The sequence below is a fragment of the Aestuariivirga sp. genome (genome assembly GCF_020252395.1).
Taxonomy (GTDB): Bacteria; Pseudomonadota; Alphaproteobacteria; order Rhizobiales; family Aestuariivirgaceae; genus Aestuariivirga.
Genome location: NZ_JADCDB010000025.1, coordinates 1 through 13,968 on the forward strand (window position 1 = coordinate 1; position 13,968 = coordinate 13,968).

General features: G+C 64.3%; 16 protein-coding genes. 7 read left to right on the forward strand and 9 right to left on the reverse strand.

Going from position 1 to position 13,968, the window contains the following annotated elements:
• Positions 1 to 137: 137 nt before the first annotated feature.
• The 4 genes from IOC82_RS12040 to IOC82_RS12055 are packed head-to-tail and all read right to left on the reverse strand — an operon-like array spanning position 138 to position 3,055.
• Positions 138 to 284, reverse strand: coding sequence for a hypothetical protein (locus IOC82_RS12040; protein WP_290546439.1), 147 nt, complete (start codon positions 282 to 284; stop codon positions 138 to 140).
• 35 nt (positions 285 to 319) lie between these two features.
• Entirely contained in the window at positions 320 to 478 is a 159-nt protein-coding gene (locus IOC82_RS12045) for a hypothetical protein (RefSeq protein WP_290546440.1), read from the reverse strand.
• Positions 479 to 493: 15 nt separating this feature from the next.
• Positions 494 to 1,456, reverse strand: coding sequence for a universal stress protein (locus IOC82_RS12050; RefSeq protein WP_290546441.1), 963 nt, complete (start codon positions 1,454 to 1,456; stop codon positions 494 to 496).
• 54 nt (positions 1,457 to 1,510) lie between these two features.
• On the reverse strand, positions 1,511 to 3,055 hold the full coding sequence (locus IOC82_RS12055; protein ID WP_290546442.1) for a DASS family sodium-coupled anion symporter: 1,545 nt from the start codon (positions 3,053 to 3,055) through the stop codon (positions 1,511 to 1,513).
• A gap of 68 nt (positions 3,056 to 3,123) precedes the next feature.
• Between IOC82_RS12055 and IOC82_RS12060 the strand changes: the two genes are divergently transcribed.
• From IOC82_RS12060 to IOC82_RS12075, 4 genes are read left to right on the forward strand one after another with little or no spacing between them, the layout of a single operon-like run.
• The gene (locus IOC82_RS12060; protein WP_290546443.1) at positions 3,124 to 4,521 is read left to right on the forward strand and encodes a M20/M25/M40 family metallo-hydrolase; all 1,398 of its coding nucleotides are present in this window, start codon (positions 3,124 to 3,126) and stop codon (positions 4,519 to 4,521) included.
• Positions 4,522 to 4,526: 5 nt separating this feature from the next.
• Entirely contained in the window at positions 4,527 to 5,918 is a 1,392-nt protein-coding gene (locus IOC82_RS12065) for a M20/M25/M40 family metallo-hydrolase (protein ID WP_290546444.1), read from the forward strand.
• Positions 5,915 to 6,274: a nuclear transport factor 2 family protein gene (locus IOC82_RS12070; protein ID WP_290546445.1), complete on the forward strand. Its 360-nt coding sequence runs from the start codon at positions 5,915 to 5,917 to the stop codon at positions 6,272 to 6,274. Before IOC82_RS12065 ends, IOC82_RS12070 begins: the two co-directional genes overlap by 4 nt.
• On the forward strand, positions 6,271 to 6,681 hold the full coding sequence (locus IOC82_RS12075) for an ion channel (protein WP_290546446.1): 411 nt from the start codon (positions 6,271 to 6,273) through the stop codon (positions 6,679 to 6,681). Before IOC82_RS12070 ends, IOC82_RS12075 begins: the two co-directional genes overlap by 4 nt.
• Positions 6,682 to 6,702: 21 nt before the next feature.
• Here the strand turns inward: IOC82_RS12075 and IOC82_RS12080 are convergent, their stop codons facing one another.
• Positions 6,703 to 7,347 (reverse strand): pyridoxamine 5'-phosphate oxidase family protein, encoded by a 645-nt coding sequence (locus IOC82_RS12080; protein ID WP_290546447.1) that lies wholly within the window; start codon positions 7,345 to 7,347, stop codon positions 6,703 to 6,705.
• Positions 7,348 to 7,417: 70 nt separating this feature from the next.
• Here IOC82_RS12080 and IOC82_RS12085 point away from each other — a divergent pair, with 70 nt between their 5' ends.
• Complete coding sequence (locus IOC82_RS12085) at positions 7,418 to 8,845, forward strand: PLP-dependent aminotransferase family protein (RefSeq protein WP_290546448.1); 1,428 nt, start codon at positions 7,418 to 7,420, stop codon at positions 8,843 to 8,845.
• Positions 8,846 to 9,193: 348 nt separating this feature from the next.
• On the opposite strand, the gene IOC82_RS12090 is transcribed toward IOC82_RS12085, so the two are convergent.
• Entirely contained in the window at positions 9,194 to 9,922 is a 729-nt protein-coding gene (locus IOC82_RS12090; protein WP_290546449.1) for a DUF1194 domain-containing protein, read from the reverse strand.
• On the opposite strand from IOC82_RS12090, the gene IOC82_RS12095 reads away from it, so the two are divergent.
• On the forward strand, positions 9,921 to 10,379 hold the full coding sequence (locus IOC82_RS12095) for a copper chaperone PCu(A)C (protein WP_290546450.1): 459 nt from the start codon (positions 9,921 to 9,923) through the stop codon (positions 10,377 to 10,379). The two genes, IOC82_RS12090 and IOC82_RS12095, sit on opposite strands and share 2 nt — an antisense overlap.
• Here the strand turns inward: IOC82_RS12095 and IOC82_RS12100 are convergent.
• Positions 10,376 to 10,909 (reverse strand): isoprenylcysteine carboxylmethyltransferase family protein, encoded by a 534-nt coding sequence (locus IOC82_RS12100; protein ID WP_290546451.1) that lies wholly within the window; start codon positions 10,907 to 10,909, stop codon positions 10,376 to 10,378. The genes IOC82_RS12095 and IOC82_RS12100 overlap by 4 nt on opposite strands.
• Positions 10,910 to 11,074: 165 nt before the next feature.
• On the opposite strand from IOC82_RS12100, the gene IOC82_RS12105 reads away from it, so the two are divergent.
• Entirely contained in the window at positions 11,075 to 11,836 is a 762-nt protein-coding gene (locus IOC82_RS12105; protein ID WP_290546452.1) for a sulfite exporter TauE/SafE family protein, read from the forward strand.
• On the opposite strand, the gene IOC82_RS12110 is transcribed toward IOC82_RS12105, so the two are convergent.
• Together IOC82_RS12110 and moaA are read right to left on the reverse strand one after the other, a co-directional pair.
• Positions 11,805 to 12,713, reverse strand: a complete 909-nt coding sequence (locus tag IOC82_RS12110) for a DMT family transporter (RefSeq protein ID WP_366935680.1) — start codon at positions 12,711 to 12,713, stop codon at positions 11,805 to 11,807. The two genes, IOC82_RS12105 and IOC82_RS12110, sit on opposite strands and share 32 nt — an antisense overlap.
• Positions 12,714 to 12,766: 53 nt before the next feature.
• On the reverse strand, positions 12,767 to 13,774 hold the full coding sequence (gene moaA, locus IOC82_RS12115; protein ID WP_290546454.1) for a GTP 3',8-cyclase MoaA: 1,008 nt from the start codon (positions 13,772 to 13,774) through the stop codon (positions 12,767 to 12,769).
• Positions 13,775 to 13,968 lie beyond the last annotated feature (194 nt).

The window sequence follows — 13,968 nt, forward strand, 5'->3', positions numbered from 1 at the left end:
CCTGTTGCGCAAGACCGCAGCACGAACGCTCGACGACCTCACCACTGCCGTCGCCAACGCCCTCTCAGGCTTCACACAAAGCGAATGCGAAAATTTCCTCACTCATGCAGGATATCGAAGCTAACTGTGAAAATGCTCTAGCGCAGCGTGGCGAGGTGAGCCGTGAACTTGTGATTGTCGAAGAGAATCCAGCGCCAGATCTCGCGCCTGTCATTCTTGTTCGCAGCGCCATACTTGCCGGTGATCCCGGCCAGATAATCGAGGATCACTCCCGACTGGCTCAACCGCTTGACGGCATGTTCCAGGATCGGCGCTTCGCCTATCCCGGCGAGCTTCCCGCGGTAGTCCGCGTGCGCGTCCCGCCGTGGAAGAAATCGACCCACACCGGCTGCCACGGCAGGCTGCAGAGTTGCATCATCAACGCCACTTTATAGGCGTTGCCGGACTCGCCTACGCACCAGAGCTTGTAGTCCGCCATCTTCTGTCTCCCCGCTTACCGCACATCGAGCACGCTGGTGCGGGCCTTGCGCACGACTTCCGTTGCCGTCGAACCGCGCGCCAGCCTTTCAAGCCGCGATCGTCCCTCGTCGGTTACCACGATCACCTTGTAGAGCGAACCGGCCTCCACGATCTCTTCAGCGGGCTTTCCGACTGCAACGCGTGTCTCCGCCACCGGGATCTTCATGGCCTTGAGAAGCGCCCGGGCATTGGCCACGGCCTCCTCCGCCGCGGGCTTGCCGGAAGCTGTGTCCGCAACCGAGAAAAGCGTGATCGGTTCGCCCGTCACCTGCGCCAGCACGGCGGCGCGGCGCACCGCCTGCATGGAGCGCGAGGAGCCATCGGTGCAGATGAAAAAGCCGTTTTTATCAAAACTGTTGCGGGCAACCAGCACGGAGCAGGGGGCCATGGTGGTGACCGTCTGCACGATGCCGGAGCGGAACACCGCCATCAGCTCGCCATGCCAGCGCGAGGGCTGGCCCATGATGATGAGGTTATAGGGGCCGAGCTCATACTGGTCGAGGATGCCGTTGGCGACGTCGGGCGCGGTCTTGAGCTTCAGCACCACCGCACGGCCCTCGGGGCTGCGGAATTCGAGCTTGTTATCGCCGGCGGGGTCGCCCCAGGCCTCGCGGCGCTGGGATTCCTTGGGCCAGCCTTCGACGTCGATCCCCTCCTGCTTCAGCACGTCGAGAGCTTGCTTGAGGTGGGTGACGCCGGGAAGCTCGAAGCCCGCCTCCAGCATGTTCTCGCGCGCCAGCTTAACCTGCAACCCGCCGGATTGGAGCCCCGAGTCGATGGGGCGCACGAAGAGCACGATGAGGTCGCAGTTGTCCTGCACCGAGAAGTGGGCGGCGAAGCGCACGGTGACGAGAGAGTCTTCCGTGCCATCGATGCAGGCGAGGATGCGGAAACGGTTGCGCCGCTGCGAACTGAGGTTTTGCAGCGTCTTTTGCACGGCCGCTTCCTGCCGCCTGGATAATGTCGAGCGCCTGAACAGCATCGCCCTAGTTTAGGGAGCCAGCAGCGGCCAGTACAGCACGGAAATGGCCATCAGCACGATGAAGGACAGCACCATCATGCGGATGCCGACCTTGAAGAAGTCGCTGCCCTTCAGGAAGCCCGAGGCATAGATGATGGTGAAGGCCGGCTGGGCGGCAGGTGTGAGATAGCCGAAGGCGGATGAGATGGCCGTGATGAAGCCCGCGTCGATGGGGTCATGGTGGGCGGTGACGGCAGTCTTGAGCACGATGGGGGCGAGCACGGCCACGGCGGCGCCCGCGGTCATGGTGTTCGACACCGCGATGGTGAGCAGCGAGATGACCGCATTGAAGCCCAGCGCATCGGAGGCCCCGATCTCGCGCATCACCGTGAAGACGCTGCCGGCCACCCAGGCGGCGGCCCCTGTCGCCTTCATCTCGACGCCGAGCGAGATCGCCGCCGCATAGAGCAGGACGACGCCCCAGTTGACGCCGGAGTTTATGTCCTCCCAGCGCACGAGGCCGAGAATGAGGAACAGCGAGGCGCCGCCGATTGCGATGACGCCGAGGCCCAGCTGGTTCGACAGCGTGACCCAGCCCACGATGGTGAGCGCGAAGATGAAGATGGTGAGCCATTCCGAGGCGCGCATCGGCCCCTGCATCGACACCTGGGTGCGCAGCCGCGCGATGGCGCGCGACATGTCGGTTTTTTCCGGCTTGAAGGTGAAGATCAGGATGGCCGTCACGATAGGCAGCCGGAGGAGGAACATCGGGAAGGCGTAGACGATCCACGTTACGTAATCCATAAGGAAGCGGCGCGTGGCGGGATCGGCGGGATTATAGAAGAAGTCTTTCCAGTAGCTGATGATGATGGCGTTGCGGGCGCCGCCCGAGGGTGTGGCGACACCGGCGATCGAACAACCATAGGAGATCGAGAACAGCAGAACCGCTGCAAGGTTGTGCACCTTCTTGGGGTCATTGGACGTGAGCGTGATGAGCGTGACGCCCACGGGAAGCATCATGGCGGCCACCGTGTGCTCGCCGATGAAGGCGGCGATGATGCCGCAGACCGTAGTGATGCCGAGGCTGATCCAGTAGATGTTGGTGCCGGTCACGCGCACGATCCACCAGGCGATGCGCTTGTCCAGCCGCTGGCGGACGATGGCCACGGCGAGCATCAGCGAGCCCATTATGAAGAGGACCGAGTCCGTCATCAGGCTCTGCGCCACCTTGGTGGGGTCGACCTTGAGCAGCACCACCTGGCCGACGATGATGAGCAGCGGCACGGTGGGCAGCGGGATGGGCTCGGTGATGAACAGCATGGTGGCCATGATCGACATGACCAGCACGATCTGGCCCTCATGCGTCAGCCCTGGGGGCGTGGGCAGCGCCATCAGCACGAAGCCGGCGATCATGGTTATGACGAACCAGCGGCGCTTCCAGAAGAAGGCGAGATCGATATCGCCCATGAAGGCAATGAAGCGCTGGTAACCGCGGCGGCGGAAGCGGCGCAAGCCCGCCGCGGGCTGCTGCGCCTGAAGGCTGTCGCGCGCCAGCGAAAACTGGTCAGGCTTCATGCCGCGGCCCTTGCTGCCGGGGCATGGGACGTGACATTGTCGCCTCGAGTCATCTTAGTGGTGAAATCTTGCTCCATCCCGCGACAGTTCTTGCAGAAATAGATCAACAATTCCCTGAGAGCCTGGAGCGGCTGTTCGAGTTGCTGCGGTTTCCGAGCGTCGGCACCGACCCGGCCCATCACAAGGATTGCCGCGCCACCGCGGACTGGCTGGTGGGGCAGCTGAAGGCGATGGGCTTCAAGGCGGGCCTGCGCAAAACCACGGGGCAGCCACTGGTGCTGGGACGCTATGTGCCGCCCGGGGGCGGTAAGCTGCCCCATATTCTGTTCTACGGCCATTACGATGTGCAGCCCGCCGATCCTCAGGAACTCTGGACGTCGCCGCCCTTCGAACCTGAAATCCGCAAGGGCAGCAGGGGCCAGGATGCTGTTTTCGCGCGCGGCTCGGCGGACGACAAGGGCCAATTGATGACCTTTCTGGAAGCCAGCCGCTGTTGGCTGAAGGTGCATGGGGTGCTGCCCTTCCGCCTCACCGTGATGATCGAGGGCGACGAGGAGAGCGACCCCGCCCATATCGATCGCTTTCTCAAGGATCACGCGCGGGACTTGCCCGTCGATGCTGTGTTCATCTGCGATACCGGCATGTGGGACGCGAAGACACCCGGCATCGACACCAGGCTCCGCGGCTGCATGGGGATCGAGTTCACCGTGATAGGCCCTAAATTCGACCTGCATTCCGGACTTTATGGCGGGCCGGTGCGGAACCCCATCAAAGTCGTGAGCCGCATCATCGCGACGATCCATGACAAGCGCGGCCGCATCACCATTCCCGGCTTCTATGACGGCGTGAAGCCGATCCCGGCCAAGCTGAAGAAGCAATGGGCGGCGCTGAAATTCCCGGCGAAGAAATTCCTCGGCGACGTGGGCCTTGCAATCCCGGCGGGGGAAGAGGGCTATTCGGTGCTGGAGCAGATGTGGGCGAGGCCCACGGCGGAGGTGAACGGCATCTGGGGCGGCTATCGTGGCGTAGGCAGCAAGACCGTGCTGCCCGCCGAGGCCAGCGCCAAGCTCACCTTCCGCCTCGTCGAGGGCCAGGACCCGAAGAAGATCCGTTCCGCCTTCAAGGCCTTCGTGAAGGCCCGCCTTCCCGCCGACTGCAGGGTACGCTTCGACGACAGCGGCGGGAATTCTTCTGGCATTGCCGTCTCGGAGGATACGCCGTGGATCAAGGCCGCGCAGGCCGCCCTCAAGGCCGAGTTCGGCCGCGAGCCGGTGCTGATGGGGGCGGGTTATTCGATCCCGGTGGTCGAGTCCTTCAAGAAGCACCTGAAAGTCGACAGCCTGCTGACGGGTTTCGGATTGCCCGACGACAATGCCCATTCGCCGGACGAGAAATACGATGTGGCCGCTTTCCACAAGGGCACCCGCGCCTGGGCCCGCATTATCGCGCAACTTGCCAAAGAGTGACTGACATGACTGGACTGAACGCCGTGCTCGACGCCGCCACGAAGGATTTCGGCAACAGCCTCGAAAGGCTGTTCAAGTTTGTTCGCATCCCCTCGATCTCGACCGACCCCGCCTATGCGGCGGAGTGCGAGAAGGCGGCCAATGCCATAGTCGATGACCTGCAGGCGCTGGGCTTCAAGGCGCAGGCGCGGCCCACACCCGGCCGGCCGATGGTGGTGGCGCATTACACACCAATGGAGGCGACGAAAGATACGCCGCATCTTCTGTTCTACGGTCACTATGACGTGCAGCCGGCCGATCCGCTGGAGCTGTGGAAGACGCCGCCCTTCGAGCCGGTGATCAAGACCGGCGGAAAGGTGAAGCGCATGTATGGCCGCGGCACGTCTGACGACAAGGGCCAGTTCATGACCTTCGTCGAGGCCGCCCGCGCCTGGATCCGGACGACCGGCACGCTGCCCATCCGCGCTACCTTCCTGATCGAGGGGGAGGAGGAGAGCGGATCCCCTTCGCTGGTTCCCTTCCTCAAGGCCAATGCCAGGGAGCTTTCCTGCAACGCCGCCTTCGTCTGCGACACCAACATGTGGGACCCGAAAACGCCCGCCATCACCACCAGGCTGCGCGGCATGGTGCGCGAAGAGGTGACCATCACCGGCCCCAAGATCGATCTCCACTCCGGCATGTATGGCGGCCCGGCGATGAATCCGATCCGTGTGCTGAGCAAAGTGATCGCGGCGCTGCATGACAAGAACGGCAAGGTCACCATCCCTGGCTTCTATGACGGTGTCCCGGACCTGCCGAAGCAGACCAAGAAGCAGTGGCAATCGCTGAATTTCTCGGAAGCGAAGTTCCTCAACGACGTGGGGCTGAAGCATGCGGCGGGAGAGAAGGGCAAATCGGTGCTGGAGCAGATCTGGGCCAGGCCCACGGCTGAGGTGAATGGCATCTGGGGCGGCTACACGGGTGTGGGCACCAAGACGGTTCTTCCCTCCCAGGCCCATGCCAAGTTCACCTTCCGGCTGGTGGGCAAGCAGAAACCGGACAAGATACTCAAGGCCTTCCAGACCTTCGTGAAGGGCCTGATCCCGAAGGACTGCAAGGTGGAATTCGCCGGCGGCGGGGGAAGCCCCGCGACCGAAATCCCCGAGGACAATCCGTTCATTGCAAAGTCGGCGAAGGCACTGAAGGACGAGTTCCGGCGCGACGCGGTGCTTATGGGCTCGGGCGGCTCGATCCCCATCTGCCGCTTCTTCAAGGACATTCTCGGCATGGATTCGATCCTCGTCGGCTTCGCGCTGACGGATGATGCGATCCACAGCCCCAACGAGAAATACGATCTCGAGAGCTATCGCCGCGGCATCCGCAGCTGGGTGCGCATTATAGGCGAATTCGGCCGATGAGCCTCGACCCCGTGGCGCTGCTCAAGCACTACCATGCGGCCCTCAACGCCTATGACGCGTGCAAGGTGAAGGCCATGTTTGCCGAAGAAGCGGTCTACGTCTCGCCCGGCGTGAACGGCCGGATCGCGGGGCGCGACGCCATCATCGCTGCCTTCACGGCCTATTTCGCAGAGCATCCCGGCCAGCGCGCGGTCGATGACGAGGTGTGCCGGATATCAGCGGATACGGCCCGCTCACTGTGGCGGCTCGAAGCCATCGCGCGCTCCACCGGCCAGCGTGTGAACCGGCCAGGGACCGAAACCGTCCGCTTCGGCGGCGATGGCCTCATCCGTCATGTCGAGGTGATCGACGCATGATCGCGCAGTTGGCCATCGGCACCTTCGTGATCATGATCAATGCCGTGATTCAGGCGGAAATGTTCGCCGCCTTCGCGCAGCATCTGGAGAGGCTCATCCAGCACCTCCGCCGTTTCTTCCGCCGTTTCACAAATACCGCGACCATCGTCGTCGGCGTGCTGTTCGTGATGGTGGTGCAGACCATCAACGTCTGGGTCTGGGGCGTGACATTCTATCTGGCGGGGGTGTTCCAGCAGTTCGAGCCCGCCCTCTATTTCTCGCTCGTGTCGTTCTCGACCCTCGGCTTCGGCGACATTATCCTCGATGAAAAGTGGCGGCTGCTCTCCGGCCTCACGGCCGCGAACGGCCTGCTGAGCTTCGGTTGGTCGACGGCCTATATGGTGGAGCTGGTGCGGCGGACTCAGTAGGCGGGAGAGGACGACAGGAACTCAACCAAGCTTGAAATCCGTGATGTGCCGCGGCGGCGTGAGGCCGGGTATCAATCGTGGATCGTCCACCGGCGCCAACACCTCCATGCGTACGGGGATGACGCCGGCCCAGATGGGGAGCGCATAATCCGCCTCGTCGTCACCCGGAGCGCCGGTGCGCACCTTGGCGGAGGCTTCGGTAAGCGACAGCTTCAGCACGGTCGTGGCCTTCAGTTCCTGCGCCGTCATCTTTCGCAGCATGTCCCAGCGGCCGGGCCATAGCCCGTCGGTGAAGGCCTTGAGCCGCAACTCCTTCTCGGCCGCATCGGCGATCTTGTGCGCGGTGCCGAAGATCATCACGGAACGATAGTTGCAGGAGTGGTTGTAGGCCGAACGCGCCATGACGAAGCCGTCGATCACCGAAACAGTGAGGCAGACCTCGGCCTCCGTGCAGGCTTCCAGCATGCGGCTGGCTGAGGATCCGTGCCAGTAGACGTGGTCCTCTTCGCGCCACTGCAGCGTGGGCGTCACGTATGGCGCGCCGTCGAAGACATAGCCGACATTGCAGATCGGCATGGCGTCGAGAATGCCGTGCACCGTCCCGGCATCATAGGCGGCGCGCTTGTTCATCCGCTTCACGCGGGTTCTCTCGCTGGGGGCGTCCATCTCAGTCACTCCATTGCGCCCTTCGAATGCCTGCGATATGGTCTGGCGGAAAGGACCAAGTGCGGCCCCAATGAGCAGACCACTTCCCGGCGCCTCGGCCAGCGAGATCGGCATCGACCGCGATGATCGCGAGCCGATCCAGTCGCAGATCGCGCGCCAGCTGCGCTCGCTGGTGCTGAGCGGCCGCCTGAAGCCGCAGACCAAGTTGCCCTCCACCCGCGCGCTCTCCGAGGAGCTGAACGTCGCCCGCGCCACGGTGGTCGAGGCCTATGAGCAATTGGTGAGCGAGGGCTATCTCGAAACCCGCTCCGGCTCGGGCACCAGGGTCGCCGCCGAACTGCCGGAGACGCTGCTCACCTCGTCGCCGAAGGAGCGCGCCCGCGAACCGTCGCGCGCAGCAGGAAAGCGCGAGCCGGCGCGGCCCTTCCGCTCCGGCCTCGTCGACTGGGAGAATTTCCCGCATGACGACTGGGGCAGGCTCCTGGGCCGCTTCTGGCGCAATCCGCCGGTGACGCTGCTCGAGCACAATGATCCTTTCGGCTGGCTGCCGCTGCGCGAGGCGATTGCGCGCCACCTCTATGAATGGCGCGGCATCGGCTGCGCGGCGGAGCAGGTGATCGTGACGGCGGGCGGGCTCGATGCCTTCGACCTCATCGGACGTTCGATTCTGAACGCAGGCGACGAGGTGTGGTTCGAGGAGCCCGGCTATCCCACCGCGCGGCGCATCTTCTCATTGGGCGGCGTCACCGCCATTCCGGTGCCAGTCGATGCCGAGGGCATGGTGGTGACGCGCGGCTGCGAGCGTGCGGCCGGCGCGCGCGCGGCCTTCGTCACCCCGGCGCGGCAATACCCCACGGGAGTCACCATGCCGCTCGCCCGCCGCCTCGAACTGCTCGACTGGGCGGCGGAGGCCGATGCCATCGTGATCGAGGACGATTACGACAGCGAGTACCGCTATGTCGGCAAGCCGCTGCCCGCCCTGATGAGCCTCGATAAGCGGGCCCGCGTCATCTACACTGGCACCTTCTCCAAGGTCTTCTCGCCCATCGTTAGGCTGGGCTACATCGTGGCGCCTGAAGCCCTGGTGAAGCGCTTCCGTGAGGAGCGCCTGTCGCATGGCGCACCGCCATCGCTGATGGCGCAGCCCGCATTGGCCGAATTCATGGGATCCGGCGCTTTCGCCATCCACATCCGCCGCATGCGCCGCATCTATGCCGCGAGGCGGCGCGCGCTCATCGAGGCGCTAAAGCCGGGGGAGGGGAAGCTGTTCACGGTGGATGCCTCGCCCGCGGGATTGATGCTGCTGCTCCGATTGCCGCCTGGCGTCAGCGATGAGGCGACGGTCGAGAAACTCGCGGCCAGGGACATCGAGACGCAGTCGCTGTCCAGCCACTATGCCGGCCGCAAGCGTGAGCAGGGACTGCTGCTCAGCTTCGCCGGCTTCAGCGAGGATGATTTGCAAAAGGCCGCCGCCAGACTGATTGGAGTTTTGAGATGAGCGAAGCTGCACGCACCGACGCCGTCCACTGGGTGGAGGAGAAGCATGCCGATCGGTCGGCGTGGAACAGCCGCATCTGGCGCCTTGCGGAAACGGCATGGCGCGGAAGGCTTCACGGTGGAGGAGGGTTCGGGCGGCATGCCCACAGCCTTAGACGTGGCTTCGGGAAGTGGTAACCTAAGCGGAGCCCTGGTGCGACCACGCGCCGCCCATCGATTTTCCGTAGCCGGAATATGTGGAAATGCCGCGCGGGGCGGAATGGTGGATCCCCGCGACGGCCGCGGACCGGGCGATGATGGCGCGGGCAGGGCGGGACTCGCGGAGGAGGTCTGGCGCCGCGTAACGGCCTCACGACGCCAGCGGCCGCAGCTCCTTCAGCAGCTTCGCCCTGATCGCCCGGGCATAATCCGTGAAATCGCGCGCCGGCTCTACGAAGCTCTCGGGGCCGATGATGACGCGTTTCTTGTAGTACTCCGCGAGGTCTGGGCTGTCGGCCATGATGGGGAGCCCGTTGATGATGATGCCCTGACGACGCGCCGCCTGGCGTGCCGCCTCAAGATCTGGTGCACCGTTGTCCTCGCCGTCACCCGCCACGTCGATCACCTTGCGCTGGCCGTCGAATTCGTTGCCCTCGATCAGCGCAGCGCTGTCGCTGATGCCTGTCGCGATCGAGGTGACGCTCGCCCACATGAAGCGGTGGATGAGCGCCAAGCGGAAGCCGAAGGCCTTGGAGTCCCGCGCGCTGTTCAATTGTGTGAAGGGCAGCACCACCTGGGTCTCGCCCGGCCCACCCCATTGCACGACCGCGATGGCCGCACCCAGCGGCTGCAGGTCCTCGACCGCGCGCTGGACATCCGGGTCGCGGAAGGCGGCGGCGAGTCCCTGGACCTGCAATGCGAATTCTTGGCGGTCGACGCTGGCCGAAGCATCGAGCGCGAGAACGAGTTCAACGGCGACGGGAGTTTCCTGTTGTGCCTGCACGGGTGCCGCCAGCATGGCGAGCAGCAGGCATTGCGACGCCATGGCGCGTGACAGGCCGCTCCAGCCGCGCCAAAACGCCCGCACGGAGGTTCCCATGCGCAAGCCCTTGATCGAAGTTGCCGCCGCCATCGCGCTCACCCTTTTGGCCTTTCTAGCACCGGCCCCGGGGGCGCATGCCAGTAGCGTTATGGTGATGCAGGCCTATGCCCGCGCCTCCCCCACGCCCACCGCAGAGGCGGGTGCGGCCTATGTGAGCCTGATGCTGCATGGCGATGCCGACAGGCTTATCGCAGTTTCCACCCCTGCCGCGAAGATGGCCGGGCTGCACAAGACGGTGGAGGCCGATGGCGTGATGAAAATGGAGCATGTGGACGGCATCGACATTCCCGCCGATGGCGTGCTGGAGATGAAGCCCGGCGGCTATCACATCATGCTGATGGGGTTGACGCGGCCGCTGAAGGAGGGCGACGAGATCGGCCTCACGCTCACTTTCGAGAAAGCGGGCGAGGTGAAGGTGAAGGCCAAGGTAGGCGGCGTCGCCCAGATGAACTAGGCCTCGGGCGTTTCCTCAGCAGGTGCCGGCTCCTCGCGCAGCGGCTTCAGCGCCTCGTCCTCCGACCGCATGCGCCAGAACAACAGGACGAGATTGAGGATGCCGAGGGCGAGCGCATACCAGATAAACCCGAAGGCCAGCGGCAGGATGAAAATCTCGGCCGCCACCACGAAGTAGTTGGCGTGACGGATCCAGCTGCGGATGCCTTCGTCCGGCAGGTCTTCGCCTGGCACCACCATGAGCCGCGTCGTCCAGCTGCTGCCCAGCGCCGCCACGATCCAGCCGCGCGTGGCTTCGAGCACCACATAGGCATAGATCCAGGGCTGGTCGATCGGCGGCAGGTGGGTCAGCACCAAATACCAGAGGCCTGCGAGCCACACGACCTGTAAGGCGACCACGAAGCCATATCGGTTGGAGCCCACCTCGAAGCCGCCGCGCGCCTCGATCTTCTTCGTGTTGCGGTGGGCGATGACGAGTTCGATCACCCGCTGCAGGGTAACGAGGGTGAGGATCAGGACATGGAGCCACATGGACGCAGTGTAGGGGCATTCCGGTGGTGAATGAAAGGGGTACACAGCACGCAAGGTTCATCATGCCCGGCGATGATGGGAGGGGAGGGTTGAGGCCAGCGACCTTGCGAAATTCGCGCCAAGCCCGGCATAAGACATCACACCACCTCACGAGTGCCGCCCCCTTTGGACCTTCTCCACATCATCCTGCTCTTCGCCGGCGGCCTGCTGGCGGGCTTCATCAATGTGATGGCGGGCGGTGCCGGCTTCATGACCTTCCCATTGTTGCTCGCCGCCGGCATGACGGAGATCGAGGCCAATGCCTCGAACTTCGTCGCGGTGCTGCCAGCGAATGTCGTAGGCACCATCGTCTACCGACACGAGCTGAAGAAGGTGCGGAGACACCTCTGGCTACGCCTCTGCCTCGCGGCGGCGGGTGGCGTACTGGGCTCGTGGGTCCTCATTCACACAGGCCAGGCGGCCTTCGAGCGGGTGATTCCCTGGCTCCTTCTCTTCGCCACCACATCCTTCGCGATGGGGCCGTGGCTGAAGGACCGGCTGGAGCGGAACTTCGCTTTCGACGGCACGCGCTGGTTGTGGCTGTCCTTCGTGCTGGAGTTCATCGTCTTCGTCTATGGCGGGTACTTCGGGCTCGGCATGGGGATCGTGATGTTCGCGATCTACGCGATCTTCAGCCAAATGAGCGTGCACCAGGCCAATGCAATCCGGAACATCACCATCACGCTGATGACGGTGATTTCGATCATGATCTTCGCGCAGGCCGGTGTCATCCGCTGGGCGCCCTCCCTCGTCATGATGACCGGGGCGATGATGTCGGGCTATTTCACCGCCAAGGTGGCGCTGCGCATTCCGCACCACTATGTGCGGCGGGGCATCCTCGTCTGGGCCGTGTGCCTCACGGCGCTGGCATTTCTGCGCTATCACTGAGCGCCCGGGCGCGCTTGGCTTCACGGTGCGCGGCATAGAGGCCGCAGACCACGATCAGCGCCATGCCGAGAATGGCGATCCAGTCCGGGAACTCACCGAAGACGAGGATGCCGGAGATGATGGCGAAGACCATCACCGAGTAGCGGAAGGGCGCCGTGGCGGCGAGCTCGCCCAGCCTGAGCGTTGCGACCATCAGGAGATAGCCCGACGATAGGAAGCAGGCGGCGAGCGCCAGCATGCCGACCTCCCACCATTCTGGCCTCGTCAGGCCCTGGAAGGCGATCAGCGCGAGGCCGCCCATGGTGACGAAGCCCGCATTGGCAAGCGCCACCACGAAGACCGGGATGCGCGCGGGGATGGTCTTGGTGAGCAGGTCCCGCACCGCGACGAAGAGCACGATGGCGAGCGCCAGCACCTCGTAGATCGAGAAATTGGCGATGGACGGCTTGACGATCATCAGCACACCGATGAAACCGCCGATGATGGCGATCATGCGCCGCCAGCCCACCTCCTCGCCGAGGAAGAGCATTGAGAGCAGGGCGACGGCCAGCGGCACGGCCTGCATGACGGAGGTGAGGTTGGCGATCGGCATGTGGACCAGCGCGGTCACGAAGGAGATGGTGGCGAAGAGATCGCAGGTGGAGCGCATCAGCACGTTCTTCTGCCGGATGCGGGGCAAGTCCTTCAGCAGGCCCTGGCTGGCGCAGATGGCGGTGAGAATCGCCATGGCCATCACGCCGCGCAGTGCGATCAGCTCGCCCACCGGCAAATGCTTGCCGACGATCTTCACGATCGTGTCGTTGCAGACGAAGGACCCCATGGCGCAGACCATCAGGACCCCGGCGCGGAGGGCCGTATTTTGCGGCAGGCGGAGCATCAGAGATGGGGAGCGCGCTTCAGTCCTGCGCCGCTATGCCGGAATTGCAGGGCTCAGCCGCCGGTGACGCTCATGTGGCGGGCGACAGCCGGCTTGTTGTGGCGGCGGTCGATGACGAAGTCGTGTCCCTTGGGCTTCCGCCCGATGGCCTCGTCGATGGCGGCATTGAGCAACGCGTTGCCTTCCGAGGCGCGCAAGGGGGCGCGCAGGTCGGCGGCGTCCTCTTGCCCCAGGCACATATAGAGCGTGCCGGTGCAGGTGAGGCGGACGCGGTTGCAGCTCTCGCAGAAATTATGCGTCATCGGCGTGATGAAGCCGAGGCGGCCACCGGTTTCCTTGACCCTCACGTAGCGGGCCGGGCCGCCGGTCTTGTAGGGAATGTCCTCCAGCGTGAACTGGTCCATCAGCTGCGCGCGCACCACGGAGAGCGGCAGGTACTGGTCCGTCCGGTCGCCATCGATGTCGCCCAGTGGCATGGTCTCGATCAGGGTCAGGTCCATGCCTTGCGCATGCGCCCAGCGCAGCATCTCTGGGATCTCGTGGTCGTTGACGCCCTTCAGCGCCACGGCATTGATCTTGATCTGGAGCCCCGCCTTCTGCGCGGCCTTCAGGCCGTCCTTCACCTTGGGCAGGTCGCCCCAGCGGGTGATCTGGCGGAACCTGGCCTCGTCCAGCGTGTCGACGGAGACATTGATGCGGCGCACGCCATGGGCGGCGAGCTCATCCGCGAAGCGGGCGAGCTGCGAGCCGTTGGTGGTCAGCGTCAGCTCCTCCAGCGCGCCACTCTTCAAGTGCCGGCCGAGGCTCTTGACCAGCGTCATGATGCCTTTGCGCACCAGCGGCTCGCCGCCGGTGAGGCGGATCTTCCTGACACCCTTGTCGATGAAGGCCGTGCAGAGGCGGTCCAGCTCCTCGAGCGACAGCAGGTCGCGCTTGGGCAGGAAGGTCATGTCCTCCGCCATGCAATAGACGCAGCGGAAGTCGCAGCGGTCCGTCACCGACACGCGCAGGTAGCTGACGTAGCGTCCGAAGGGGTCGATGAGGGCGTTTGCGGCGGTCATGATGCGTCATATTTGGGCGTATATACCGGGAAGGTCAACCTGCAGCTTGCGCGGCTGTCGGTAGCACACGATATGACCGGTTTAAGTAGCACACGATCTGTCCGGTAGGCTGGCCCTTTTTTGGGGGTCAGCATGAGCCGGACGGAAGCCCGAAGGGTTGTGCGAATGATGAAGTTCATGAGCGTTTTTGGCCG